Origin of the sequence: Streptomyces cyanogenus (genome assembly GCF_017526105.1) — a bacterium.
GTDB classification, from domain to species: domain Bacteria; phylum Actinomycetota; class Actinomycetes; order Streptomycetales; family Streptomycetaceae; genus Streptomyces; species Streptomyces cyanogenus.
The window spans coordinates 6,093,024-6,114,032 of sequence record NZ_CP071839.1; the positions used below are offsets into that span (position 1 = coordinate 6,093,024).

The window sequence follows — 21,009 nt, forward strand, 5'->3', positions numbered from 1 at the left end:
GCCCCGGGACGCGAATACGCACCGTCCGATAATTAGTTGAGAAGGCTTCCCTGGAGCTCCGCGCGGAGATCCGGGGTGAGGACCGTGCCCGCGCGGTCCACCAGAAGGGCCATCTCGTACCCGATGAGACCGATGTCCGCCTCGGGGTGGGCCAGGACCGCCAGCGAGGAACCGTCGGAGATGGACATGATGAAGAGGAATCCCCGCTCCATCTCCACAACCGTCTGATTCACGCTGCCTCCCTCGAAGATCCGGGAGGCGCCTGCCGTCAGAGACGTCAGACCGGAGGCGACGGCCGCGAGCTGGTCGGCGCGGTCGCGGGGAAAGCCTTCGGACATCGCCAGAAGGAGTCCGTCGGCGGAGACCACCACCGTGTGGGACACCCCCGGGGTGTTGTCCACGAAGTTGGTGATCAACCAGTTCAGGTTCTGTGCCGCCTGGCTCATCGGGCTCACACTAACGCTCCTGGTTGTAGGTGCTGTCAGGACCGAAGCCCTGGCCGTTCGTTTCACTGCCTGCGCTGCGTCCGCGCTGGACGCCCCGGCGCAGGTTGCTCAGCCTGCCCCGGACGTCCTCCGGGGCACGGGAGACCTGGGGGCCTCCCTGGGGGGTGGTTTCGGCGGAACCCTCGACCAGATTGGCCTTGGGCACCCGCCGCGGCAGGCCGGAGGCGGTGACCCCGCCTGCCTTGGGCTTCCGGAGCTGCGCGGCCTGCTGCCACCGCTCGTCGTTCGCCGAACGCCAGCTGCTGTCGCCGCTCGCCTCCGGCGCGTTGCCCGGTGCGGGAGCAGGCGCTTCCTGCTGCGCACGCGCCGTGCCGTTCGCGGAGCCGGCGCCGTGCGAGCCGCTCGCGGTGGACCCGCGGCGGGGCAGCCCGGCGTCGGTCAGCGCGTGTGCGGCGGGAGAGGCCGTTCCCGGACGGTCGAAGCCTACGCCGTTCCGCTCACTCGCGTCAGCGGCCTGCGAGGATTCCGTTTCCGGAGCGTACTGGGCCGGATAGCCGTTCTGGTAGCCGTCCTGCTGGGGCCAGTCGTCCTGGTAGGACGGTGCCTGGGCAGGCTCCGCATACGAGGACGAGGGCTCCGGGTAGCCGCCGTTCGGAGAGTATCCGTCGTGCTGCGCCTGCTCGCCGTTCGGCGTGTAGTACTGCTCGTCGTACGACTGCTCGTACTGCTGCTCGTACGACGCCTGCTGCTGCTCCTCGTACGCCGGAGCCTCGTACGCCTGCCGGGGCTGCTCGTCGTACGTCTGCCGCTGCTGCTCCTGGTACGCCTCGTACCCCTGCTGGGGCTGCTCGTCGTACGCCTGCTGCTCGCCGGGCTGCTGGCCGTGGCTCTGGGCCTCCAGGGCCGCGCGGCGCTCCTCGCGCATCAGCGAGCGGCCGACGGGGTCCAGTTCCCGGATGTCGTCGGGGACCTCCGTGTACCGGCTGTCGTCGAAGCCCAGTTCGGCGGCCGTGCGCATCGGCTGCTGCTGGCCGAAGCTCTCACCCTGGAACTGCTGCTCCGGGATGATCTGCGAGACGGTGAACTCGTCGCGGTCCAGCGGGGCTTCGCCGCCACCGCCGTGCGTGATCGCGTCCGGCAGCATGACCAGGGAGGTGGTACCGGCCTGCTCGCCCGAGGGGCGCAGCTGGACCCGGATGCCGTGGCGGTCGGACAGCCGGCCGACCACGAACAGGCCCATGCGCTGGGAGATCGCGGCGTCCACGGTCGGCGGGTTGGCCAGCTTGTGGTTGATGTCCGCGAAGTCCTCGGCCGTCAGACCGATGCCCTTGTCGTGGATCTCGATCATGATGCGGCCGTCGGGCAGCCGGGTCGCGGTGACGCGGACCTTGGTCTGCGGGGAGGAGAACGTGGTGGCGTTCTCCAGCAGCTCGGCCAGCAGGTGCACGAGGTCGGTGACCGCGCGGCCGTGGATCTCGGCCTCCGGGACGCCGGACAGCTCGATGCGCTCGTACTGCTCCACCTCGGAGGAGGCGGCGCGCAGCACGTCGACCAGCGGGACCGGCTGGTCCCAGCGGCGGCCGGGCTCCTCGCCGGCGAGGACCAGCAGGTTCTCGCCGTTGCGGCGCATACGGGTGGCCAGGTGGTCCAGCTTGAAGAGGTTCTCCAGCTGGTCGGGGTCGGCCTCGTTGTTCTCCAGGTCGGTGATCAGGGTCAGCTGGCCCTCGATCAGCGACTGGTTGCGGCGCGACAGGTTGGTGAAGATCGCGTTGATGTTGCCCCGCAGCAGGGCCTGCTCGGAGGCGAGCCGGACCGCCTCGCGGTGGACCTGGTCGAAGGCGCGGGCGACCTCGCCGATCTCGTCCTTGGTGGTGATCGGGATCGGTGCCACCCGGGTGTCGACCCGGCCGGGGTCGGTGCGGGAGAGCTGGTCGACCAGCATCGGCAGCCGCTGCTCGGCGATGCCGAAGGCGGCGTTGCGCAGCTGGCGCATCGAGCGGCTCATCTGGCGGGCCACCAGGCCGGCCAGGATGAACGCGGCCAGCAGGGCGATGACGACGACGGCACCGGTGATGAACGCCGAGGTCTTGGCGTCGTCGGCGATGGTCGAGGCCTCGGTCACCGCCTTGTCGGCCATGTCCGACTCGATCTGGCGGTACGCCTTGTACTTCAGCGTGTTGACCGCCCACCAGTTCTCCGCGGTGACGCCACCGGCGGCCAGCTGGTCACGGGTGAGGGTGCTGGTGTCCTTCATGGTGGCGAGCGCGCCCACCAGCCTGGACGGGTCGGACGGCGGGGCGACGTACTTCGCGTTGCTCCCCTTGGCCTTCTGGACCATGGCCGCGGCGTCCGACTTGACCTTTTCCTCGAGGTCGCTCAGCTTCTGAGCGTCGGCCTCGGTGCCACCGCCGAGGTACTCCTCCCGGGCGATGCGCTCCAGGTAGGCGTACGAGGACAGGGAGACCCGCTGGGTCGCCAGGTTGGGGGCGTCCGGCCCGGGCTTGACCAGCAGGTGCGTGCCGATCGACCGCTCCAGGGACAGCGCCGCCTTGGTCAGCGAGATGGCGTAGACGGTACGGCCGTAGGAGGTGATGTTGCCGGTGCCCAGACCGAGCTCGTTGGCGAACTCCATCAGCGGGTGGCTGACCTGGACGTAGCCCTCTTCGGTCTGCACGCCGGTCATCTTGGAGGTGTACGCCGCCTGCCGCAGCTGGGCCAGCTTGGGCTCGACCTCGTGGAACAGCTTCAGCCGGCGCTGCAGACCGGCCTCGTCCGGCATGCTCTTGGTCGCCTCGTCGAAGCCGTCGGCGGCCTGGTCGGTGGCTTTGCGCGCGGCCTCGACGGTCTGCTTGCTGGCCGCGTCCTTCTTGTTCAGCAGCAGCGGAGCGGCGGTGACGTCACGCTCGCTCTCCAGCGCGTCGGCGTAGGTCAGGGCGGCGCGGACCAGACGGGCGGTGTTCTCGGCGTCGCGTGCCTGCTGCCAGGTGTCGATCGAGCTCTTCACCTGGAAGCCGCCCATGACCAGGCCGACCGCCACGGGTATGAGCAGAATCGCGTTCAGCCGGGTCGGCACCCGCCAGTTCCGCGGGGAGAGACGGCCGCCGCTGGACGCGGGAGTGGCCGCCGGTTCCGCTCCGGGAACGGGGGTGGGCGCCGCAGCGCGCGGCGGCGGGGTGAAGTTGCCCCGCGCCGACGGCTCGGGACCGTTCTTGCTTCGCCTCACTCGACCAACAACCTCTCGGCGGTCGGCACCTACGTCGTGCCGCAGTCTCTCAGAGCCCGGTTCGCCATCGACCACCAGTACGCACTCGGTACGTCCTCAGTACGTCTTTGACCATTGGGCAGTTCAGGCATTCCAGCACGTGGACCAGCGCACTTCCAAACAGCGGAAACCCCGTGATGAAGCCGTTGTAAACGCTAGATAAAACGGTCAAAAAGAGCGAGCCCCGCCAAAAGGCGGGGCGTTTGTGCGCACAGCGGCACCACGCGACCGCGTCGCGTGGTGATGCCCGGGGATTCCTCTGCCGAACTGTTATGAACGCCGGAGCCGACCGTGTCAAAGGCCACAGTCGGCTCCGAACCCTTTACAGCAACTGCCGTACGACCCGTCGTACTTGAGTGCTACTTCAGCCGCGCCATCAGGGCATGCTCCACCAGCGTGATCAGTGCACTCTTTGCATCCGCACGGTGTCGGGCGTCCGTCGTGATGATCGGGGTGTCCGGCCCGATCTGCAGCGCCTCGCGCACTTCCTCGGGGGCGTAGGGCTGCTGGCCGTCGAAGCCGTTGAGGGCGACGACGAAGGGCAGGCCCGAGTTCTCGAAGTAGTCGACCGCGGGGAAGCAGTCGGCGAGACGGCGGGTGTCGACCAGGACGACGGCGCCGATGGCACCGCGGACGAGGTCGTCCCACATGAACCAGAAGCGGTCCTGGCCCGGCGTACCGAACAGGTACAGGATCAGGTCCTGGTCCAGGGTGATACGGCCGAAGTCCATGGCGACCGTCGTGGTCGTCTTGTCTCCGGTGTGGGTGAGGTCGTCGATGCCGGCCGAAGCGGACGTCATGACGGCCTCTGTGCGCAGCGGGTTGATCTCCGAGACGGCGCCGACGAACGTGGTCTTGCCCACGCCGAAGCCGCCCGCCACCACGATCTTCGCGGAGGTGGTGGCCCGGCCCGCGTCAGAGCTTGCGAAGTCCACTGAGCACCCTTTCGAGCAGCGTCACATCCGGAGCGCCGCCGTTGTTCTCGTCGCCACCCGGCTGGTGGATGGCGACCAGGCCGGCCTCGGCGAGGTCGGCCACCAGGATCCGGGCCACACCCAGCGGCATGGCCAGCAGCGCCGAGACCTCCGCGACCGACTTGACCTCGCGGCACAGGTGGCAGATGCGCTGGTGCTCCGGAAGGAGCCCCATGAGCGCTGCCGGGTCGGCCGTGGTGCTGATCAGCGCCTCGATGGCGAGCTGGTAGCGGGGCCTGGTCCGGCCGCCGGTCATGGCGTAGGGCCTCACCAGCGGCTGGTCGCCCTCGTCCCCGTACGGCTCCGCGTACGGATCATGATGGGCGGTGGGCGGGGTCATGAATCCTCCGGGCGGGACAGCAAGTCGGTCAGTCAAGCCGTCTGACGGGGCCGGTGGGGGGATTGTGGCGGCCGGACGGTGTTTTCGTGAGGTGGGTGGTGCCGGGGGCGGTCAGTGAAGCAGACTGCCCTGGAGTTCGGCGCGCAGGTCCGGGGTGAGTACCGCACCCGCGCGGTCGACGAGCAGTGCCATCTCGTAGCCGACGAGACCGATGTCCGCATCGGGATGGGCCAGCACCGCGAGGGACGACCCGTCCGAGATGGACATCAGGAAGAGGAACCCGCGCTCCATCTCGACGACCGTCTGCGCCACCGTGCCGCCCTCGAAGATCCGGGACGCCCCGGCCGTCAACGAGGTCAGCCCGGACGCGACGGCCGCCAGCTGGTCGGCGCGGTCCCGCGGGAAACCTTCGGACATCGCCAGCAGAAGGCCGTCGGCGGAGACCACCACCGTGTGCGACACCCCGGGGGTGTTGTCCACGAAGTTGGTGATCAACCAGTTCAGGTTCTGTGCCGCCTGGCTCATCGGACTCAACTAACGCTCCTGCTGGTGAGTGGGGCTCGGGAAGCTGCCGGTCTGGCCGCTGCCGGCCTGACGGCCCTGAGCGATGCCCCGACGAAGATTGGTCAGCCGTCCGCGCACGTCGTCAGGCGCACGCGAGACCTGCGGACCGGTTTGGTGCTGTTGCTGCTGAGCGGTACCCGGCACGAGGTTCGCCCGGGGCACTCGACGCGGCAGACCGGAGGTGGTGACCCCGCCGGCCGCGGGCTGTCGGACGCGTTCGGCCTGCCGGACGAGTTCGTCGTTCGGCGAGGTGCGCCAGGATCCGGTGTTCGACGCGGACCGCTGCGGAGCGGGCGCGGGCGCGGGCGCGGGTGCCTGCGGCTGCCGCGGCGCGGGCGCGCTCTCCTGCTGCTGACCGCCGTGGAACCAGTTGGTCTCCAGCGTGTCGTACAGCGGGGTACGGCCGTCCCCGGGACCGCTGGCCGGCGGCAGCGCCTCCGGCTCCTGGCGGACCGGACGCTGCTGCGGCGCGGACGGGCGCGGGGCGCCGAAGTCGGTACGGCCGGCCGGCTGCGGCCGCTCGAACTGGCCGGTGTGGCCGGGGTCCTGACGGGCCGGCAGGGCGTGCTGCCCGGTGGAACCGCCGTCGTAGCCGCCGGCGTACGACTGCGGGGCCTGCGGGGCCGGGAACTGGCCCGTGTTCTGCGGGTTGTTGTCCGGCTGGCCCGGCGCCGGCGTGCCGAACACGTCGGACCGGACGTACGAGCCGGTGCCCTGCTGGGCGCCGGGACCGTCGAAGGGACCAGGCTGCCGGCCCTGCCCGGGAGCCGCGAACTGCCCGGTCTGCTGGGCGTTGTCGGGGCGCGCGTACTGGCCCGTCTGCTGGGCGTTGTCCGGGCGGGCGAACTGGCCGGTCTGCGAGCCGCTCGCGCCGTTCAGCTCGGCGCGCGGGAACTGGCCCGTCGCGGCCGGACCATGGGCGTCGATCCGGGGCAGCTCCGAGGTCGAGCCCGGACCCTGCCGGTCATCGACGCGCGGCATGCGCGCGGTCTGCGTCGGGTCCTGCTCGTCGTGGCCGCGCGGGGTGTCCATCGCGGCGCGCGACTGCGGGTTCTCGCTCCAGTCCGGGGTGCGGGACTGCGGGGCACCGCCGGGCAGCTCGGCCCGCGGGCCGCCGCGCGGCGGCAGCTGGGGCTGGCGGCCCTGGTCCGCGGGACCGCCGGACCGCTTGCGGCCGCGGCCGCCGAAGGCGTCCTGCTGCGGCCCGCCCTGGCCGGAGGCCTGCAGGCCCTGCGGGGCGCCCGGCGCCTGACCGCCGAAGCCGGCCGGCGCGGGACGGTTCTGCTGGGGACCGCCGGGGCCGCCCTGCGGACCGCGCGCTCCGCCCGGCGCACCGGGACGGCCGCCCTGGCCCGCGCCGGGCAGCGCGGCCCGGGGACCCTGGGCGGAGCCGACCTGGCCACGCGGGCCGGGACCGGAACCGAGCAGACCACCGCCGGCCGGGGCGCCGCCGGGGTTGCCGTTCTGCCGCCGGGCCGCTGCCGCACCGGCGGCGGCCTGCGCGGCGGCGGGGCCACCGGTGGAGGGCGCGCCGGGCTTGCCCGGAGCGGGCTTCTTGCCGCCCTGGGCGACGTCCACGGGCAGCATGACCAGCGCGGTCGTACCACCGGAGTCGGACGGGCGCAGCTGGATCCGGATGCCGTGCCGCTGGGACAGCCGGCCGACCACGAACAGACCCATGCGGCGGGAGACGGAGACGTCCACGGTGGGCGGCGAGGCGAGCCGCTCGTTGATCGCCGCGAGGTCCTCGGGGGAGAGGCCGATACCGGTGTCGTGGATCTCGATCAGCACACGGCCGTCGGGCAGCGCGTGACCGGTGACCTTGACCTTGGTCTGCGGCGAGGAGAAGGAGGTCGCGTTCTCCAGCAGCTCGGCGAGCAGGTGCACGAGGTCGTTGACGACCCGGCCGGCGACCTCGGTGGTCGGTACGGCGGCCAGCTCGATGCGCTCGTACTGCTCCACCTCGGACGCGGCGGCGCGGAGCACGTCGACCAGCGGGACCGGACGGGTCCAGCGGCGGCCGGGCTCTTCACCGGCGAGAACGAGGAGGTTCTCACCGTTACGGCGCATACGGGTGGCGAGGTGGTCCAGCTTGAACAGCGAGGACAGCTGGTCCGGGTCGGCCTCGCGGGACTCCAGCTCGGAGATCAGCGACAGCTGGCGCTGGATCAGACCCTGGGAGCGGCGCGAGAGGTTGGTGAACATCGCGTTGACGTTGCCCCGCAGCAGGGCCTGCTCGGCGGCGAGGCGGACCGCCTCGCGGTGCACGTCGTCGAAGGCCGCGGCCACCTGGCCGATCTCGTCCCGGGAGTGCACACCGACCGACTCCACGGAGGTGTCGACGTCCTGCGGGTCGGACTCGGAGAGCTGCTTGACCAGCTCGGGCAGGCGGTCCTGGGCGACCTTGGTCGCGGTCTCCTGGAGCCGGCGCAGCGAGCGGATCATGGACCGGGCCACGACGAACGCGCCGACCAGCGACACGCCGAGGACGATCAGGATCAGCGCACCGGAGATGATCGCGTCACGCTGGGTGGCGCTCTTCAGCTCGCGGGCCTTCTGCTCCATCTCCTCCAGCAGCGTGTGCTCGATCTTCTTCATCTGCTCGATCTTGGTCGAGCTGTCGTCCACCCAGTCCTTGTAGGACCGCGCCGGCAGCTGCTGCAGGCCGTCGGGGGACTCGAAGGAGCGCTTGGCGTAGGTGTCGGCGGACTCGATCGTCGGGTTGCCCTCGTCGATCGGCTTCAGCAGTTCCTCGGCGTTCTGGTCCGCGTAGATCTTCCGGAAGATCGCCAGCTCGGAGTTCTCGCTCTCGTACGCCGACTGGCCGTAGAGGCGGTCGTTCTCGGAGAGGTCGCCCTTGGTGTCGGTGGTCGCGGGCAGTGCGGCGGCGATCATCGCGCGCTGCACGGACGCGTACTCCTTGGCGGTGGAGAAGGCCGCCAGGGCGCGGGTGCGGGAGATCATCTCCGGGTTGCTGGACGCCTCGGCCATGTCCTGGGAGAGGCCGATCAGCTGGGTGATGAGCCGGTGGTAGGACTCGACCGTCTGGGAGGCGTTCTCCTTGGACCCGTAGGCCTTCTGGCGGATCTTGGCGAGGTCGTCCAGCTGGTTGGCGAGGCCGACGAGCGCGTCGCGCACGCCCTGGAGGTTGCCGTCCTTGCTCGCGGCGTCGATCTCCTCGGAGGAGTCGAGGAAGTTCTCGCGGGCCCGGTCCGTCTTCTGCTGGTAGGCCTTGATCTGGTAGTCGGTCTTCTTCAGACCGCCGTGGGCCAGCGGGCCGGCCGACTGGTCGCGCTCCTCCTGGAGCGCCATCGCCAGCTCGGTGGCCTGCTTGGTCATCTCCGTCAGCAGCTTCATGTTGTCCAGCTGCTGGATGTCGTTCATGTTCTCGTTGATGCGCAGCGCGCCCAGCGAGGTCGCCGCGACCACGGGCAGCGCGAGCAGCGACACCAGACGGGTGGAGATGCGCCAGTTACGCAGGGCCAGCCGTGAACCCGTGCTGGTCGGCACCTGCGCGGGCTTCGCCGACGGCGCGGCGTTGCCCGCGGGCGTCGCGGTCGTGGAGGCCGATGCGGCGGACCCGCCCGGGCGCCCGCGCTCACCGCCGTCTCCGGCCTGGGCCTGGCCCGGGTTCTGGGCGTGCTGGGGCGAGGAGCTGACGGCCTTGGGGCCAGTCCCGCCGTGCGGCTCCGGCTCCGCCGAAGCGCTGCCATCCCTCTTGAAACGTCCCTGCACTAGCGTCGCAACCTCTGGACCAGGCGCCCCTCCGCGTGAACGGAGGGACACGGTGTCGGCGTTGTGGAGAGCGCCCTGAAAACGCCCCCCGGGTGATCTTGAGTGACCGGCGCTGGTTCCCCCCTGTCTCGCCGCCACTCGGCGCTGTGTGCGCCCCCTGTGCGCCGGCTCGATCCCGCGGCGGTCCGTGGAATTCCAGCACAGTGCAGGATCTCCAACAAGGGCAGTGAACCGAGCTGTGACCTCCGTGACCCGCTGTGAGGGCTGGATTACCGCCCGTAGAACCGTTTCCGGGGCATAACGGGCATACCCCGGTGAGGCGCTGCTCGGTACCCGGTGTCCCAGTCGCCATGATCAGGAGCGGAATGGTGGCTTCAGGGGGTCAATGTCCGTTTCGTTGGGGCGGGTTGTCAGCCGGAATTGACCGATTTGCCCGTGAGTTCGTGAGCAAACTCACACACACTTCAGGGGGAGTTGGCGTCTTCGTCGGGGAATTGGATGTTTAGCCTGACGCTTTACAAGAGGGACGACTCTGCCAACCACTCGACCAGAGGGCACAGGACGACAACGGTGAAGACGACGATGATGTTCCGCAACATAGCCAACCCGCGACGCACGACCCTGGCGCACCTCACGGACGCCGGCGAGCTGCACACGCCCGAGCTGCCGGAGCACTCCGTCGACCTCCCCGCCCAGACCGCCAACCCCCGGCGCACCGTCCTCGTGGACGTCCCGGCCGGCGTGGGTGCCCAGGCCGGCGAGTAGACCGACGGCTCCGCCGGGCGCGGCCGAGGGATCGTGTGACTCCCCGCGGCCGCGCTCGTGTTTTTCCCCGGCGCTTTTCGCACGACGGCCACAATCCCGGGTGACCCGCCTCCGACCTGCGCCGATGCCCCCAGAAGCGAACAACTTCGCATAGCTCCGTTAACCTGAGGCGTCAGTACGCCGGTTCTCAGTGAGGGGCGCAGGATCCCGTGCGCATCGCCAGGTTCTCCATCGACGGGAACGTAGCCTTCGGCGCGGTCGAGGGCGACAAGCAGGACGAACTCGTCCTCGACATCATCAAGGGCATCCCGTTCGCGGACTACGAGCTGTCCGGTACGAAGGTGCCGCTCGGCAAGGTCAGGCTGCTCCCGCCGGTGCTCCCCAACAAGGTCGTGGCCTTCGGCCGCAACTACGCCGAGCACGCGCGCGAGCTGGGCAACGAGGTGCCGGACGCCCCCTTCGCCTTCTTCAAGCCGTCCACCTCCGTGATCGGCCCCGGCGACGACATCCAGTACCCGCCGTTCACCGAGGACCTGCACCACGAGGCCGAGCTGGCCGTCGTCATCGGCCGCATGTGCCGCGAGGTCCCGCGCGACCGCGTCAAGGACGTGATCTTCGGCTACACCTGCGCCAACGACATCACCGCCCGCGATGTGCAGAAGCGCGAGAAGCAGTGGGCCCGGGCCAAGGGCTTCGACAGCTCCTGCCCGCTCGGCCCCTGGGTGGAGACGGACATCGACCTCGCCCGCGCGGGCGACCTCACCGTCCAGCTCACCGTCAACGGCGAACAGCGCCAGCTGGGCCGCACGAGCGAGATGATCCACCCCATCGAGGACCTGATCGTCAACATCTCCGAGGCCATGACGCTGCTGCCCGGCGACGTCATCCTCACCGGCACCCCCGCGGGGGTCGGCCCCCTGCACGTCGGCGACGAGGTCGCCGTCACCATCGAAGGCATCGGCACTCTCACCAACAAGGTTGTCAAGCGTGGCTAGCGCACCCGGCTCCCCCGTACGCGTCCGTTTCTGCCCCTCGCCCACCGGTAACCCCCACGTGGGCCTGGTCCGCACCGCCCTGTTCAACTGGGCGTTCGCCCGGCACCACCAGGGCACCCTGGTCTTCCGCATCGAGGACACCGACGCGGCCCGCGACTCGGAGGAGTCGTACAACCAGCTGCTCGACGCGATGCGCTGGCTCGGCTTCGACTGGGACGAGGGCCCCGAGGTCGGCGGCCCGCACGCGCCGTACCGCCAGTCGCAGCGCATGGACATCTACGCCGACGTCGCCCGCAAGCTGCTGGACGCCGGCCACGCCTACCACTGCTACTGCTCCCAGGAGGAGCTGGACACCCGCCGCGAGGCCGCCCGCGCCGCCGGCAAGCCGTCCGGCTACGACGGCCACTGCCGCGACCTGAGCGCCGAGCAGGTCGAGGAGTACCAGGCCCAGGGCCGCACGCCGATCGTCCGCTTCCGGATGCCGGACGAGACGATCACCTTCACCGACCTGGTCCGCGGCGAACTGACCTTCACACCGGAGAACGTGCCCGACTACGGCATCGTCCGCGCGAACGGCGCCCCGCTGTACACGCTGGTGAACCCGGTGGACGACGCGCTGATGGAGATCACCCACGTGCTGCGCGGCGAGGACCTGCTGTCCTCCACCCCGCGCCAGATCGCGCTCTACAAGGCGCTGATCGAGCTGGGCATCGCCCAGCAGGTCCCGGCCTTCGGCCACCTGCCGTACGTCATGGGCGAGGGCAACAAGAAGCTCTCCAAGCGCGACCCGCAGTCCTCCCTCAACCTCTACCGGGAGCGGGGCTTCCTCCCCGAGGGCCTGCTCAACTACCTGTCCCTGCTGGGCTGGTCCCTCTCGGCGGACAAGGACATCTTCAGGATCGAGGAGATGGTCGCGGCCTTCGACATCTCCGACGTGAACCCCAACCCGGCGCGCTTCGACCTGAAGAAGTGCGAGGCGATCAACGCCGACCACATCCGCATGCTGGACGTGAAGGAGTTCACCGAGCGCTGCCGCCCCTGGCTGAGGGCTCCGTTCGCCCCCTGGGCGCCGGAGGACTTCGACGAGTCCCGGTGGCAGGCGATCGCCCCGCACGCCCAGACCCGTCTGAAGGTCCTGTCGGAGATCACCGACAACGTCGACTTCCTCTTCCTGCCGGAGCCGGTCTTCGACGAGGCCTCGTGGACCAAGGCGATGAAGGAGGGCTCCGACGCCCTGCTGCGCACGGCCCGCGAGAAGCTGGAGGCGGCCGACTGGACGTCCCCCGAGTCCCTCAAGGAGGCCGTCCTGGCCGCAGGCGAGGCCCACGGCCTCAAGCTCGGCAAGGCCCAGGCCCCGGTCCGCGTGGCCGTCACCGGCCGCACGGTCGGCCTGCCGCTCTTCGAGTCCCTGGAGGTCCTGGGCAAGGAGAAGACGCTGGCCCGCGTCGACGCGGCGCTGGCCAGGCTGACGGCCTAGGCGCGCGCGTCCCGAGGGGCGGTGGCCGTACCGGCTGCCGCCCCTCCGGCATGTCCGGCAGGGGGTCGCATCGGTGTTCCGGCGCACACGGCGAGCAAGACCGAGAAGGGCGCCGTCATGCCGGTGAGTCCACGGGACCGCACCCGGCTGTCCACCCCGGGCCGGGGCGACGGCTTCCATCTCACCTGGACGGGGCCGCTCGGCGCCGGGGGGATCACCTGCTTCGTGACGGACTTCTTCGTGGCCCCGGCCCCTCCGGAGGCCGCCCCCGGGCCGGCCTGACGAACGGCCGGCGAGCGTCCGGCGGGCCACGGTCCCCGTCCCCGGCGCCCCGGCGGTACCGTCGGTGGCATGACGATCAGAGCCGTGGTCTGGGACGTGGACGACACCCTCTTCGACTACACGACCGCGGACCGTGAGGGCATGCGGGCGCACCTGGTGGCCGAGGGGCTGCTCGTCGGGTACGACAGCCCCGAGCAGGCCCTCGTACGGTGGCGGGAGATCACCGAACGGCAGTGGGCGCGGTACGCGACCGGGGAGTGCTCCTTCCAGGACCAGCGGCGCGACCGCGTCCGGATGTTCCTGGAGGCGGAGCTGACCGACGAGGAGGCCGACGCCTGGTTCCAGCGGTACGTCGGGCACTACGAGGCCGCCTGGAGCCTCTTCCCGGACGTCCTGCCCGCCCTGGAGGCCCTGGCCGTCAGCCACCGGCACGCGGTGCTGTCCAACTCCAGCATCACCGTCCAGGAGCACAAGCTGCGCACCCTCGGTCTGCTCGACCGCTTCGAGTCCGTGCTGTGCGCCGCCGAGCTGGGCGTCTCCAAGCCGGAGCCGGGCGCCTTCCTCGCGGCGTGCGAGGCACTGGGGCTGCCGCCGCACGAGGTGGCGTACGTCGGCGACCACCCCGAGATCGACGGGCGGGGCGCAGCCGAGGCCGGGCTGCTGTCCGTGTGGATCGATCGCGGGACGGGCGCCGCGCACGCCGTCGGAGAGGTCGTCTGCCGCCGCATCTCGACCCTCGCCGAACTCCCGGCGCTCGTCCGTGCGGATACCCGTTTTGGAGCCCCGTCCACCTTCGGGTAATGTTCTTCCTGCGCCGAGGGGAGCGGGCCGGAAGGCCGGAGCCCCGAGGAGCAGACTAGAACGAGAACCCCGCAGGGGCTTGAGTTCCAGTGGCCTATGGTGTAATTGGCAGCACGACTGATTCTGGTTCAGTTAGTCTTGGTTCGAGTCCAGGTAGGCCAGCTCGCAGAGCTTATCTGCAAAGCCCCCGTTGTGTAGCGGCCTAGCACGCTGCCCTCTCAAGGCAGTAGCGCCGGTTCGAATCCGGTCGGGGGTACTGATCTCGACCTCGTCGGGATCGCTAGGGCCCCCGTTGTGTAGCGGCCTAGCACGCCGCCCTCTCAAGGCGGTAGCGCCGGTTCGAATCCGGTCGGGGGTACTGACTGGTCTAAACCATCATTGGTCTATGGTGTAATTGGCAGCACGACTGATTCTGGTTCAGTTAGTCTTGGTTCGAGTCCAGGTAGACCAGCTCGGACCTGCGGAAACGCAGAGTCCACGCCCCCGTTGTGTAGCGGCCTAGCACGCCGCCCTCTCAAGGCGGTAGCGCCGGTTCGAATCCGGTCGGGGGTACGTACAGGGAAGGCCCCCCACTTCGGTGGGGGGCCTTCGCCGTACCGGGTGCTACTCGAAGCCGTACCGCCGGGCCGACTCCTCCTCCTGGGCCAGCCGGCGCAGGGCCTGCAGGATCGGCTCGGTCAGCACCGCGCCGAGCACGGCCGTCTCCACCTTCTCCGCCTCCGACGGATGCGTCTCCACGAAGTCGAGATCGAGCTTCGCCGTCTCGTGCATCAACTCGGCATAGGAAGCGAGAAGTTCGCCGCCCCACTCGTAGCCGAGCCGGCGGAACGCGGCCACCGCCACCACCAGGGAGCGGTACGCGGGGGAGATCGTCGTCAGCAGCTTCGCGTTCGACCAGCCCACCCGGTCCAGCAGCTCGTCCGCCTCCCGGCGCGCGGCCCGGACGCACTCGTCGTCCTCGTCCGGCTCCGGGACCTGCGGCAGCGCCCACAGGGCCGCGCCCAGCCGGACGGTGCGGCCCAGGGAGTCGTCGTCGACGTTCCGCAGCACCTCCCGGACCGTGGCCACCGGCAGTCCGCCGACCTGGACCATCGCCCGCACCAGCCGCAGCCGGCGCAGGTGCCCGTCGTCGTACTCCGCCGTCGTCGTGTTGATCTGGCGGCCCGGCGGCAACAGGCCTTCGCGCAGGTAGTACTTGATCGTCGCGGTGGTCACACCGCTGCGTCTGCTCAGCTCGGCAAGCCGCATGTCTTGCGCTCCTCCTTGGATAACGCCACTATCCAAGCATCGGTCATTGGATAGCGCCGCTCACCGACGAGGGGGGAAGTCATGGTGTCCCGTACCACCGCCGACGCGAAGGGCGAGGTCGTCGTCCTGCTGATCGGCATGCGCATCAACCGTTTCCGGGCCGTCCGTCTGTGGCTGCCGGTGATGCTCGCGATGCTGCGCATGCTGCGGGAGCTGGAGAAGGACCCGGCGCGGGGGCTGCGCGCCAAGGTGCTGCTGACCGCGTCGCCGCGCACGTACTACGTCGTGCAGTACTGGGAGTCCAAGGACAAGCTCTACGCCTACGCGACCGCGCCGGACGCGTTCCACCGCAAGGCGTGGGCTGCGATCAACCGCAAGGAGCGCGGGGGCAGGCTGCGCGGGCAGGTCGGGATCTGGCACGAGACGTATGTCGTGCCGGAAGGGTCCTACGAGGCGATCTACGGCGACATGCCGGCGTTCGGGCTGGCCGCCGCGCACGGGCAGGTGCCGTTGGAGAAGCGCGGGCGGTATGCCGCGGACCGGTTCGCCCATCGGTCGGGGGGCGATGCGGCCGCGTGATCGCTGTGGGGCGTCGGCCGGGTGCGGCTCCGTGGGCGTGCTCGCGCCCACGCGGCGCCGAGCCCGCATGCCAAACGGCCCCGCGCCCTTCAGGCCGGCTGTTCCGTCCCCGGGAAGGACCTGCCGCGGCGTTGGGGCGGGTCCTTCCCCGGGCGGGGTTCTCCGGGGGCTCTCAGCCCGAGCGGCGCAGGGCCTCCGAGAGGCGGGCTGCCGCGTCGATGACCGCCTGGGCGTGCATACGGCCCGGGTGGCGGGTCAGGCGCTCGATGGGGCCCGAGACGGACACGGCGGCCACCACGCGGTTGGAGGGGCCGCGCACGGGCGCGGAGACGGACGCGACGCCCGGCTCCCGCTCGCCGATGGACTGGGCCCAGCCGCGCCGCCGTACGCCCGACAGGGCCGTCGCCGTGAAGCGGGCGCCCTGCAGGCCCCGGTGCAGGCGCTCGGGCTCCTCCCAGGCGAGCAGGATCTGCGCCGAGGACCCCGCCTTCATCGTGAGCGTGGAGCCGACCGGGACGGTGTCCCGCAGGCCGGACAGGCGTTCCGCCGCGGCCACACAGATCCGCATGTCACCTTGGCGACGGTAGAGCTGGGCGCTCTCGCCGGTGACATCACGGAGGTGGGTGAGCACGGGGCCCGCCGTCGCGAGCAGGCGGTCCTCGCCCGCCGCCGCCGCGAGTTCCGCGAGGCGCGGGCCGAGGATGAAACGGCCCTGCATGTCGCGTGCCACCATGCGGTGGTGTTCCAAAGCCACGGCCAGGCGGTGAGCCGTGGGTCGTGCCAGTCCGGTGGCGCCGACCAGACCCGCGAGGGTGGCCGGACCGGACTCCAGAGCGCTCAGGACGAGGGCCGCCTTGTCCAGAACGCCGACGCCGCTACTGTTGTCCATGCAACGATACTCACGTCTCACTCTGTGAAACGCAAGTTCAATTTTCCGTGGAACGCGCCACCCTGGAATGACACAGCGGCCCGCAGACCAACGGGCCTGGCGGTGGACGCCCGGAATCACGACGTTCAGGGGCCCCGAGAAGGGCAGTCACCGCTCCTCAAGATCTCTAGTTGGGTCGGTGGACGCTTGCCGGCCGGAGGGAAAGCGATGGGTAGGACACTCGCGGAGAAGGTCTGGGACGACCACGTCGTCCGGCGCGCCGAGGGCGAGCCCGACCTCCTCTACATCGATCTGCACCTGCTGCACGAGGTGACCAGCCCCCAGGCCTTCGACGGCCTGCGCAAGAGCGGCCGGCCGGTGCGTCGCCTCGACCTCACCATCGCCACCGAGGACCACAACACCCCCACCCTCGACATCGACAAGCCCATCGCCGACCCGGTCTCCCGGGCCCAGCTGGAGACCCTGCGCAAGAACTGCGCCGACTTCGGCGTGCGGCTGCACCCGCTGGGCGACGTCGAGCAGGGCGTCGTGCACGTCGTCGGCCCGCAGCTGGGTCTGACCCAGCCCGGCACCACCGTCGTCTGCGGCGACTCGCACACCTCCACGCACGGCGCCTTCGGCGCGCTGGCGTTCGGTATCGGCACCTCCCAGGTCGAGCACGTGCTGGCCACCCAGACGCTGCCCCTGGCCCGCCCGAAGACCATGGCGATCACGGTCGACGGCGAGCTGCCCGAGGGCGTCACCGCCAAGGACCTGATCCTGGCGATCATCGCAAGGATCGGCACCGGCGGCGGCCAGGGCTACATCCTGGAGTACCGCGGTTCCGCCATCGAGAAGCTCTCGATGGAGGCCCGGATGACCATCTGCAACATGTCGATCGAGGCCGGCGCCCGCGCGGGCATGATCGCCCCCGACGAGACCACCTTCGCGTACCTCAAGGGCCGCCCGCACGCCCCCGAGGGCGCCGACTGGGACGCCGCCGTCGAGTACTGGAAGACCCTGAAGACCGACGAGGACGCCGTCTTCGACGCCGAGGTCGTCATCGACGCCGCCGAGCTGTCGCCGTTCGTCACCTGGGGCACCAACCCCGGCCAGGGCGCGCCGCTTTCGGCGAACGTCCCCGACCCGGCTTCGTACGAAGACGCTTCGGAGCGGCTCGCCGCCGAAAAGGCACTGGAGTACATGGGGTTGGCGGCCGGACAGCCGCTGCGCTCCATCAAGGTGGACACCGTCTTCGTAGGCTCCTGCACGAACGGCCGCATCGAGGACCTGCGTGCCGCCGCGGACCTGCTGCGGGGCCGCAAAGTCGCCGACGGCGTACGGATGCTGGTCGTCCCGGGCTCCGCGCGCGTGGGCCTGCAGGCCGTCTCCGAGGGCCTGGACGTGGTCTTCAAGGAGGCCGGCGCCGAATGGCGGCACGCGGGCTGCTCGATGTGCCTCGGCATGAACCCCGACCAGCTGGCCCCGGGCGAGCGCTCCGCCTCCACCTCCAACCGCAACTTCGAGGGCCGGCAGGGCAAGGGCGGTCGTACCCACCTGGTGTCGCCGCAGGTCGCGGCTGCCACCGCCGTCCTGGGCCACCTGGCCTCCCCGGCCGACCTGACCGACGTCCCCGCGCCCGCTGGAGTCTGAGAACCATGGAAGCCTTCACCACCCACACCGGCCGGGCCGTCCCGCTGCGCCGCAGCAACGTCGACACCGACCAGATCATCCCTGCTCACTGGCTCAAGAAGGTCACCCGCGACGGCTTCGAGGACGGGCTGTTCGAGGCCTGGCGCAAGGACCCCGAGTTCGTCCTCAACCGTCCCGAGCGGCAGGGCGCCACCGTCCTGGTCGCCGGCCCCGACTTCGGCACCGGCTCCTCCCGCGAGCACGCCGTCTGGGCGCTGCAGAACTATGGCTTCAAGGCCGTGATCTCCTCCCGCTTCGCCGACATCTTCCGCGGCAACTCGCTGAAGAACGGCCTGCTCACGGTCGTGCTGGAGCAGAAGACCGTGGACGCGCTGTGGGAGCTGACCGAGCAGGACCCCACTGCTGAGGTCACTGTGGACCTTGAGGCGCGTGAGGTTCGCGCCGAGGGCATCACCGCCTCCTTCGAGCTGGACGAGAACTCCCGCTGGCGGCTGCTGAACGGCCTGGACGACATCTCCATCACGCTCCAGAACGAGGCCGACATCGCCGCGTACGAGGCGAAGCGCCCCGCCTACAAGCCGCGGACGCTCCCGGTCTGATCCGGATCCCCCGGCCAGGTCGGATTTCGGCCACCTCAACACCCCCTCTGTACCCCTGATCGCCACGATTGGGGGTACAGCCATGTCTGCACCCGATCAGCCCTGCGGCTCCGCGCAGCTCAGCTCAACTGCCCACGTTAGGAGGGCTGTTGTTCGGGTATGTGAGTGCTGTGTTCGCGTCCCTCGCAAGTGCCTGGAAAGCCATTTGAGGCGGCAGTTGCCCCCTGCGCAGGCGACAACTCGCCCCAGATGGCACAATCTGTGCATGGAACACGACGGCCAACTCCAGCTCTATACGGCGGTCGCGAACCAGCTCAAGGAAGCGCACGCAAGGGTGCGCGCACTGCAAGTCCCGGAGGGCGTACGGATGGCGCTGACCCGGAAGCTGCTGGTCATTACGGCCGCGGCCAAGCACGATCTCGCCGACGCGGCAAGGCGGCTCGATCGGTTCACGGCGGACCTCGACGCGGGTCGGATCCCCGAAGAGGACCGCTGAACCGTCCGGGACGGCCGAGTCCGTTGCGGCACAAGGGTGATAAGCCCGTTTCGTGTTTGATTTGCGGTATATATCTGCCTAACGTGCGAAAAAGCTTGAACACTTTCGTTCTGGCGAAGTCTCCGAAGGGGAAGACGTGAACAAGGCGCAGCTCGTAGAAGCGATTGCCGACAAGGTGGGTGGCCGCCAGCAGGCCGCCGACGCTGTCGATCATGTCCTGGACGCCATCGTCCGCGCGGTCGTCGCGGGCGAGCGGGTCTCGGTCACCGGCTTCGGGTCCTTCGAGAAGGTGGACCGCCCCGCCCGCTACGCCCGCAATCCTCAGACGGGCGAGCGGGTTCGGGTCAAGAAGACCTCCGTGCCGCGATTCCGCGCCGGTCAGGGCTTCAAGGACCTGGTGAGCGGCTCGAAGAAGCTGCCGCGCGGCGGCGAGGTCGCCGTCAAGAAGGCGCCCAAGGGCAGCCTGTCCGGCGCGCCGCCCACCATCGCCAAGGCCGTCGGCAAGAAGGCCGCCGCGAAGAAGACGGCCGCTGCGGCCAAGAAGACCACCGCGAAGAAGGCGGCGCCGGCGAAGAAGACCACGGCCACCGCCAAGAAGACCACGGCGAAGAAGGCGCCCGCCGCCAAGAAGACCACCACGGCGACCGCCAAGACCGCCGCGACGAAGACCGCCGCCAAGAAGACGACGGCGAAGAAGGCCCCGGCGAAGAAGGTGACCGCCAAGAAGGCCCCGGCGAAGAAGTCGACGGCCCGCAAGACCACCGCCAAGAAGACCACCGCCCGCAAGGCGACGTCGTAGGACCGCCAGGGCATTCACGCGCCGGGCCGGACTCCCCTGGGGAGCCCGGCCCGCGGTGTGTGTAAGGGCGGTTAGAGGGTTTGAAGGGTTACGAGGGTGATCCGGAGGGTGTCGCCCTCGCCCTCCGTCTCGATCCGCACGCGCTGCCCGGGACGCAGCAGCCGGAGGTCCCCGGCGTCGAACGCGGCCCGGTCGAACGGCACCGGGGTGCCGTCGTCGAGGAGCACCTGTCCACTGCGGGTCTCCGGGTCGTAGGTGTACGAGGTGGCTTGCATGGCCGTCAGCGTAGTGGCTTCGGCTGCCGGCCGCCGGGGCCGCTCGCCGCCGCCGAGTGCGGGCCCGGCGCGGCCGGCCGGGCGCCCGCCGGCAGGGCCGCCGAAACCGCCGCCGTGTACGGACCCACCCCGAGGGCCAGCGCCGCGCGCAGGTCCTGACCGGTGTCCACGTCCTGCCGTACCGAATCGACCCCCGCCAGCGCGAGTTCCGCCGCACCCGACGCCCGGTGCCGCATGCGGGAATCCACGCCGAACGCCGGACGCAGTGCGTGATCGCCCGCCGCCGCCAGCAAAGTCGTGCCCGCCTCGGCCGCATCCGCCAGAAAAGCCCGGGGGAATTCCGCGGCGGCGGTCAGCACCCGGGACAGTTCCGCCGGGCGCAAGGCCGGCAGATCGGCGTTCAGGGCCGCGACGGGAGTACCGGGGCGGATGTGCCGTACGACGGCCGCGCCGTGTGCCAGGGCGGCGTTCAGGCCGCTGCGGGGGGCGTCCGGGACGATCCGCGCGCCCAGTGCGGCCAGCTCCCGGCCGGCCAGCTCGTCGTCCGTGACGACCGCCACATCCGACACCGCCGGGCACGCCACCGCCGCGGCCACCGTGTCCTGCGCGAACGCCAGCGCCAGCGCCGGGCGGACCCCGTCGCCGGCAGTGTCCGCGAGCCTGCTCTTGGCCCGCGTCAGGGGCTTCAGGGGGATGACCAAGGTCCACTGCACCGGCGTACCGTCCCTCTCTCGTCCCGCACATTGTCCCCGGGCCATCTGGCGCGGCGGGGAGCGGGGCGTACGGTGTTCTCGACAGACCGGCGGCCCGGGGCCAGACTTGTGCGGCCCCCGCCGGGGTGGCAGTCCTAG

Annotated in this window: 20 protein-coding genes and 5 tRNA genes; 15 read left to right on the forward strand and 10 right to left on the reverse strand. The window is 70.4% G+C overall.

Annotated elements, in window-relative coordinates; translation table 11 throughout:
* Window positions 1-32: 32 nt before the first annotated feature.
* The 6 genes from S1361_RS27560 to S1361_RS27585 form a co-directional block, all read right to left on the reverse strand.
* Window positions 33-446 carry a roadblock/LC7 domain-containing protein gene (locus S1361_RS27560; protein WP_004983065.1) on the reverse strand — a complete coding sequence of 138 codons (414 nt, stop codon included), beginning with the start codon at window positions 444-446 and terminating at the stop codon, window positions 33-35.
* Window positions 447-456: 10 nt separating this feature from the next.
* On the reverse strand, window positions 457-3,669 hold the full coding sequence (locus tag S1361_RS27565; protein ID WP_208034613.1) for a sensor histidine kinase: 3,213 nt from the start codon (window positions 3,667-3,669) through the stop codon (window positions 457-459).
* A 398-nt stretch (window positions 3,670-4,067) separates the two neighbouring features.
* Entirely contained in the window at window positions 4,068-4,643 is a 576-nt protein-coding gene (locus S1361_RS27570; protein WP_184970470.1) for a GTP-binding protein, read from the reverse strand.
* Window positions 4,624-5,022 carry a DUF742 domain-containing protein gene (locus tag S1361_RS27575; RefSeq protein ID WP_009190816.1) on the reverse strand — a complete coding sequence of 133 codons (399 nt, stop codon included), beginning with the start codon at window positions 5,020-5,022 and terminating at the stop codon, window positions 4,624-4,626. Before S1361_RS27575 ends, S1361_RS27570 begins: the two co-directional genes overlap by 20 nt.
* Window positions 5,023-5,133: 111 nt before the next feature.
* Window positions 5,134-5,547 carry a roadblock/LC7 domain-containing protein gene (locus S1361_RS27580; protein ID WP_030346561.1) on the reverse strand — a complete coding sequence of 138 codons (414 nt, stop codon included), beginning with the start codon at window positions 5,545-5,547 and terminating at the stop codon, window positions 5,134-5,136.
* A 9-nt stretch (window positions 5,548-5,556) separates the two neighbouring features.
* Entirely contained in the window at window positions 5,557-9,321 is a 3,765-nt protein-coding gene (locus S1361_RS27585) for a sensor histidine kinase (protein ID WP_208034614.1), read from the reverse strand.
* A 570-nt stretch (window positions 9,322-9,891) separates the two neighbouring features.
* Here S1361_RS27585 and S1361_RS27590 point away from each other — a divergent pair.
* The 10 genes from S1361_RS27590 (at window position 9,892) to S1361_RS27635 (ending at window position 14,193) form a co-directional block, all read left to right on the forward strand.
* Window positions 9,892-10,086 (forward strand): hypothetical protein, encoded by a 195-nt coding sequence (locus S1361_RS27590; RefSeq protein ID WP_208034615.1) that lies wholly within the window; start codon window positions 9,892-9,894, stop codon window positions 10,084-10,086.
* 209 nt (window positions 10,087-10,295) lie between these two features.
* The gene (locus S1361_RS27595) at window positions 10,296-11,081 is read left to right on the forward strand and encodes a fumarylacetoacetate hydrolase family protein (protein WP_208034616.1); all 786 of its coding nucleotides are present in this window, start codon (window positions 10,296-10,298) and stop codon (window positions 11,079-11,081) included.
* Window positions 11,074-12,558, forward strand: coding sequence for a glutamate--tRNA ligase (gene gltX / locus S1361_RS27600; RefSeq protein WP_208034617.1), 1,485 nt, complete (start codon window positions 11,074-11,076; stop codon window positions 12,556-12,558). The genes S1361_RS27595 and gltX overlap by 8 nt, the downstream gene beginning before the upstream one ends.
* Before the next feature lie 117 nt (window positions 12,559-12,675).
* Window positions 12,676-12,840 carry a hypothetical protein gene (locus S1361_RS27605; protein ID WP_208034618.1) on the forward strand — a complete coding sequence of 55 codons (165 nt, stop codon included), beginning with the start codon at window positions 12,676-12,678 and terminating at the stop codon, window positions 12,838-12,840.
* 69 nt (window positions 12,841-12,909) lie between these two features.
* Complete coding sequence (locus tag S1361_RS27610; protein WP_208034619.1) at window positions 12,910-13,641, forward strand: HAD family hydrolase; 732 nt, start codon at window positions 12,910-12,912, stop codon at window positions 13,639-13,641.
* Between the two features lie 90 nt (window positions 13,642-13,731).
* Window positions 13,732-13,803 (forward strand) — tRNA-Gln (locus tag S1361_RS27615).
* Window positions 13,804-13,824: 21 nt separating this feature from the next.
* Window positions 13,825-13,897: transfer RNA gene (locus S1361_RS27620), tRNA-Glu, on the forward strand.
* A 29-nt stretch (window positions 13,898-13,926) separates the two neighbouring features.
* A tRNA-Glu gene (locus tag S1361_RS27625) sits at window positions 13,927-13,999 on the forward strand.
* 21 nt (window positions 14,000-14,020) lie between these two features.
* Window positions 14,021-14,092 (forward strand) — tRNA-Gln (locus tag S1361_RS27630).
* Window positions 14,093-14,120: 28 nt separating this feature from the next.
* Window positions 14,121-14,193 (forward strand) — tRNA-Glu (locus S1361_RS27635).
* A 51-nt stretch (window positions 14,194-14,244) separates the two neighbouring features.
* Here S1361_RS27635 and S1361_RS27640 read toward each other — a convergent pair.
* Window positions 14,245-14,889, reverse strand: coding sequence for a MerR family transcriptional regulator (locus tag S1361_RS27640; RefSeq protein ID WP_208034620.1), 645 nt, complete (start codon window positions 14,887-14,889; stop codon window positions 14,245-14,247).
* Window positions 14,890-14,970: 81 nt separating this feature from the next.
* On the opposite strand from S1361_RS27640, the gene S1361_RS27645 reads away from it, so the two are divergent.
* Entirely contained in the window at window positions 14,971-15,468 is a 498-nt protein-coding gene (locus tag S1361_RS27645) for a DUF4188 domain-containing protein (protein WP_208034621.1), read from the forward strand.
* Between the two features lie 172 nt (window positions 15,469-15,640).
* Here the strand turns inward: S1361_RS27645 and ndgR are convergent, their stop codons facing one another.
* On the reverse strand, window positions 15,641-16,357 hold the full coding sequence (gene ndgR, locus S1361_RS27650; protein ID WP_023546516.1) for an IclR family transcriptional regulator NdgR: 717 nt from the start codon (window positions 16,355-16,357) through the stop codon (window positions 15,641-15,643).
* A gap of 207 nt (window positions 16,358-16,564) precedes the next feature.
* Here ndgR and leuC point away from each other — a divergent pair, with 207 nt between their 5' ends.
* The 4 genes from leuC to S1361_RS27670 all read left to right on the forward strand — a co-directional run bounded on the left by leuC (window position 16,565) and on the right by S1361_RS27670 (window position 19,883).
* Entirely contained in the window at window positions 16,565-17,989 is a 1,425-nt protein-coding gene (gene leuC, locus S1361_RS27655) for a 3-isopropylmalate dehydratase large subunit (RefSeq protein WP_208034622.1), read from the forward strand.
* 5 nt (window positions 17,990-17,994) lie between these two features.
* Window positions 17,995-18,588 carry a 3-isopropylmalate dehydratase small subunit gene (gene leuD / locus S1361_RS27660; RefSeq protein ID WP_208034623.1) on the forward strand — a complete coding sequence of 198 codons (594 nt, stop codon included), beginning with the start codon at window positions 17,995-17,997 and terminating at the stop codon, window positions 18,586-18,588.
* A 265-nt stretch (window positions 18,589-18,853) separates the two neighbouring features.
* Window positions 18,854-19,084 (forward strand): SCO5555 family protein, encoded by a 231-nt coding sequence (locus tag S1361_RS27665; protein WP_030649187.1) that lies wholly within the window; start codon window positions 18,854-18,856, stop codon window positions 19,082-19,084.
* A 136-nt stretch (window positions 19,085-19,220) separates the two neighbouring features.
* Window positions 19,221-19,883, forward strand: a complete 663-nt coding sequence (locus S1361_RS27670) for an HU family DNA-binding protein (protein WP_208034624.1) — start codon at window positions 19,221-19,223, stop codon at window positions 19,881-19,883.
* Between the two features lie 71 nt (window positions 19,884-19,954).
* On the opposite strand, the gene S1361_RS39390 is transcribed toward S1361_RS27670, so the two are convergent.
* On the reverse strand, window positions 19,955-20,158 hold the full coding sequence (locus S1361_RS39390) for a hypothetical protein (protein WP_243769322.1): 204 nt from the start codon (window positions 20,156-20,158) through the stop codon (window positions 19,955-19,957).
* 5 nt (window positions 20,159-20,163) lie between these two features.
* Window positions 20,164-20,871, reverse strand: a complete 708-nt coding sequence (gene cofC, locus S1361_RS27675; protein WP_243769323.1) for a 2-phospho-L-lactate guanylyltransferase — start codon at window positions 20,869-20,871, stop codon at window positions 20,164-20,166.
* Window positions 20,872-21,009 lie beyond the last annotated feature (138 nt).

What these genes read in the sequence shown, in the direction of transcription:
- S1361_RS27645 (WP_208034621.1), top strand. Translation starts at nt 14,971, where the DNA reads ATGGTGTCCCGTACCACCGCCGACGCGAAGGGCGAGGTCGTCGTCCTG.
- S1361_RS27560 (WP_004983065.1), bottom strand. Translation starts at nt 446, where the DNA reads ATGAGCCAGGCGGCACAGAACCTGAACTGGTTGATCACCAACTTCGTG.
- leuC (WP_208034622.1), top strand. Translation starts at nt 16,565, where the DNA reads ATGGGTAGGACACTCGCGGAGAAGGTCTGGGACGACCACGTCGTCCGG.
- ndgR (WP_023546516.1), bottom strand. Translation starts at nt 16,357, where the DNA reads ATGGACAACAGTAGCGGCGTCGGCGTTCTGGACAAGGCGGCCCTCGTC.
- S1361_RS27640 (WP_208034620.1), bottom strand. Translation starts at nt 14,889, where the DNA reads ATGCGGCTTGCCGAGCTGAGCAGACGCAGCGGTGTGACCACCGCGACG.
- S1361_RS39390 (WP_243769322.1), bottom strand. Translation starts at nt 20,158, where the DNA reads ATGCAAGCCACCTCGTACACCTACGACCCGGAGACCCGCAGTGGACAG.
- S1361_RS27575 (WP_009190816.1), bottom strand. Translation starts at nt 5,022, where the DNA reads ATGACCCCGCCCACCGCCCATCATGATCCGTACGCGGAGCCGTACGGG.
- S1361_RS27605 (WP_208034618.1), top strand. Translation starts at nt 12,676, where the DNA reads ATGCCGGTGAGTCCACGGGACCGCACCCGGCTGTCCACCCCGGGCCGG.
- S1361_RS27610 (WP_208034619.1), top strand. Translation starts at nt 12,910, where the DNA reads ATGACGATCAGAGCCGTGGTCTGGGACGTGGACGACACCCTCTTCGAC.
- leuD (WP_208034623.1), top strand. Translation starts at nt 17,995, where the DNA reads ATGGAAGCCTTCACCACCCACACCGGCCGGGCCGTCCCGCTGCGCCGC.
- S1361_RS27580 (WP_030346561.1), bottom strand. Translation starts at nt 5,547, where the DNA reads ATGAGCCAGGCGGCACAGAACCTGAACTGGTTGATCACCAACTTCGTG.
- S1361_RS27665 (WP_030649187.1), top strand. Translation starts at nt 18,854, where the DNA reads ATGGAACACGACGGCCAACTCCAGCTCTATACGGCGGTCGCGAACCAG.